Source organism: Psychroserpens damuponensis, assembly GCF_000826655.1.
Lineage (GTDB): Bacteria > Bacteroidota > Bacteroidia > Flavobacteriales > Flavobacteriaceae > Psychroserpens > Psychroserpens damuponensis.
The window spans coordinates 1-3,252 of the sequence record NZ_JXJO01000031.1 but is presented as its reverse complement, the minus strand read 5'-3'; the positions used below and the strand labels follow the sequence as shown (position 1 = coordinate 3,252).

Sequence of the window (3,252 nt, the reverse complement as noted above, 5' to 3'; positions counted from 1 at the left end):
AACAAGCTAAAAAGTCAGCCACAATTCAATTCAGAGTTTGAGTGAGAATCCATCGTGTTATTCAAAATTCTGCAAAATAGTTTTTTTCTTAAAACTCAAAAAAAAATCGAAGAATAAACTAGCCTTTTTTCAATTCCGAAAACTTGCTTGAGCATTAAAGCTAACGTGGTTGTGTATGATTTCGTTGCGTGTTTAAGCACTAAAGTTAGCAAATAAATCACAGATAGAAAGTCCGCGAGGACTTTCGTAAGTAGGCTATAACTAGCAATGAATTATACACGGTGTTGCCAACCGTTATTTTTTTATTCAAATGTTATTTTATATGTCATAGGTTCCATTTTAAAATCATTTCCGTTTTCAAAATTCGGTTTTTTAATTCTCAATATTTTTGGCTTTTCCGAACTCAATTCAGAAATGCAGTATAAATAATAATTCGGATATTCTTTTGACTTTCTCAATTCGTTTCGAGAAAGAAAGAAACTTTTGTTTGATTTGTTAATCGAAATAGCCTTGACTTCAATTTGTTTCTGTGTTCCATCTATTTCGAACGAAATAATGTCAAAACCAAGTTTTGGATTATTAGCAACTGAACGAACTTTTTCGGCTAAATCCGGATAATCATTTCTTAAAAACTCTATTTCGCTGTTCAAAACAATTTCTTCGGCTAAATTTCCGATTTCCATTTGTTTTTCAAGTTGTTTTATATAATCAATTTCGGTTTCAGGTTCTACCAAAGTTTCCAAGTCAATTGCTTTTCTCGGTTGGTAATTTGGTAATTCAGGTTTTTTCTTTTCGGCAGTTTTTTTAGATTGAATTTTTACTTCTGTACTTTCTTTAGATTTCTCAAATTGAAAACCATAAATCCATAAAAATGAATGAGCGTCAAGCAATTGAATTCCGCTAAACTCTGTTTTAAGATAGTTTTGAAATTGTTTAATTATTCCAACAAATTCTTGATAATTTTCCCAAGATGAATTATGACTTGTTTTTAAGTCGATATTTAAAGAACTAAAAATTAAATCAAACCTCGTTTGTGAAATCGGAAGATATTTTTGAGAGTTTTTAATAAAGAATAAATATGCAATTAATTGATAAGAAAATCCCAATTCTGAAAATTGGTCAAAAGCCTTTTCGTCTTTGATTTTACTTTTAAAAAACTCAAAAAGTAATTTTTCGTTTTTTTGATTCGCTTTTAGTTTACTAAAATTGTCCTTTTTTCTCCAATCAATTAAATTGTTTTGATGAGTTTCATAATTGTAAATGACATTTGTCTGAATTGAATTCTTTACTGATTTTAAAATTCTACCATTTCCAATTTCATCTTCTTTCCAAGTTTTGGTTAAAAGACTGTTTTTTGCTTGATCTAAAACTGCGTACTTGTAGTTTTCGTGTTCATCTATGAAACTGTTTGTTTTAAATTCAACGAGATTTTCATTCGTGTCTTTTTCCACAATATTTTTGAATTCAGATAAAGCGTATTCAAAAGTTTTCTCGTTAATTTCAATCATTCAGAGCGTAATTTTTTAATGGTTGGCAACGTGTTTGTATATGGTTTGTTGCGTGGTTTAAGCAACTAATTTAGTAAATAATTACCGACCAAGAAAGTCCGAGAGGACTTTCGTAAGTAGGCAAGAAGCCAGCAATAAATTATATACGGTGTTGGCAACTGGCTTTTTATTCCGTTTTCCATATTTTCCACCATTTTTGTTTTTCGGCTTTCGCTTTTTCGACTTCCATTTTTTTTATTGGAACTTTCTTATGTTCTAATTCCTTTCCTTTTCTTAAAATCAGTGTTTTTAGGTTAAGTTCATAATTCGTTTTGTCATATTCCTCTCCGCTATCACTATTATTCCAATCATAAAGTTGACCTTTTAGAACTCCATTTTCAATTCGGTTATTTCTTATTCCGTCCCAACATAAATTCTCAATATATTTAATTTCATTAGGTTCTTTGATAATTGCTATTGAATTCGAACTCAAAATTAATATCAGTTCGTTATTAAATTCCAATTTTTCTGTAACATAATCTATTTCATTGATGGGATTTATTGTTTCAATATCAACTATATAATTTGTGTTTAATTCATTAATTGTCGATATCAGAAAGTATCGGTTGTCTTTTAAATCGATAATTTTAATTTCCTTTTCTATTTCTCCGTGAAATCCATATACCCATTTTTCTCCGTTGTTTTTTGTGAATTCTATCGGAATGCAATATTCGGATAAACAACCATTAATAGCTAAATATCCATCCATATATGCAGGTGGAAATTTCAATATTTTATATGGATTTTTGTTTTCAGTCACGGTTTTTTTTAGCTTGTTGCCAACGTGTTTGTGTATGATTAGTTGCGTGTTTGAAGCACTAAAGTTAGTAAATAAATCACAGATAGAAAGTCCGCGAGGACTTTCGTAAGTAGGCTATAACTAGCAATGAATTATACACGGTGTTGTGGTTAGTTTTTTTTGCTCAATATTCGATGTAATTTTGGGAATTCTTGCTCAATTCGCCTATTGTCAATTTTTCCGTCATAATCATTATCTCCGTATTCCAATCCGACTGCAATTAATCCCTCAATATTGCCTAATTTTTTGGTCGGTAAATCAATTATAGTTTTGCTGAAATTTTCTTCTCCAATTCTATAAATTATTTGAGTTATTACAAATCCCAAATCATAGCTACTTGCAGCTCCACCATTCGGAAACTCGGTCAAATTAACAATCGCATTTTTATCTTTTTTCAGAGCTTTGTTAATCAGATTTACCATTTTTCGATTTTCTGAAACAGATTGATGAACAAACAAAGTGTCGCCAATAATTATTCCGTCAACTTTTTCTTTTTTGCAGCTAATTATAGTTAAGATTAGAAAAATGAAAACGATTTTTTTTACCATAAATAAGGTTTTGCAAAGTATAACCAACTACACCATAAAGTCCATAAGCAACTGAATAAAATTCCGCTTATGAAAAATACCATTCGGAACCTTTTAATTCCAACTTTATTTTTCAGGTAATACCAGTCAAATAATTCCGATAAAATCCCTAATGAATAAAAAATATTTGCTCCAATTCCCCAAATTAAAATTCCGATTGTATCGTCTATTGTCCAAGAGTATTCTCCTCTTGAAAGTCCATCGTAAATTCCAAAAATACCGAAAAGTCCAACAGCAACATTATAAATCCATCTTTTGGATTCCCACCATTTTATGTTCGATTTTAATTGTTCTATCGTCATTTTTGTATTATACTGAA

The 3,252-nt window shown here is 29.9% G+C and carries 4 protein-coding genes; all 4 read right to left on the bottom strand.

Annotation, left to right across the window (positions count from 1 at the left end):
- Positions 1-302 precede the first annotated feature (302 nt).
- Positions 303-1,508: a DUF3883 domain-containing protein gene (locus TD29_RS16265; RefSeq protein WP_040282313.1), complete on the bottom strand. Its 1,206-nt coding sequence runs from the start codon at positions 1,506-1,508 to the stop codon at positions 303-305.
- A gap of 166 nt (positions 1,509-1,674) precedes the next feature.
- The gene (locus TD29_RS16260; protein ID WP_152611544.1) at positions 1,675-2,307 is read right to left on the bottom strand and encodes a hypothetical protein; all 633 of its coding nucleotides are present in this window, start codon (positions 2,305-2,307) and stop codon (positions 1,675-1,677) included.
- Positions 2,308-2,456: 149 nt separating this feature from the next.
- Positions 2,457-2,894: a hypothetical protein gene (locus tag TD29_RS16255; protein WP_040282309.1), complete on the bottom strand. Its 438-nt coding sequence runs from the start codon at positions 2,892-2,894 to the stop codon at positions 2,457-2,459.
- Positions 2,888-3,252 (bottom strand): hypothetical protein (locus TD29_RS16250; RefSeq protein WP_316931862.1); only part of this gene is annotated, 365 nt, incomplete at its 5' end. The genes TD29_RS16255 and TD29_RS16250, both read right to left, overlap by 7 nt.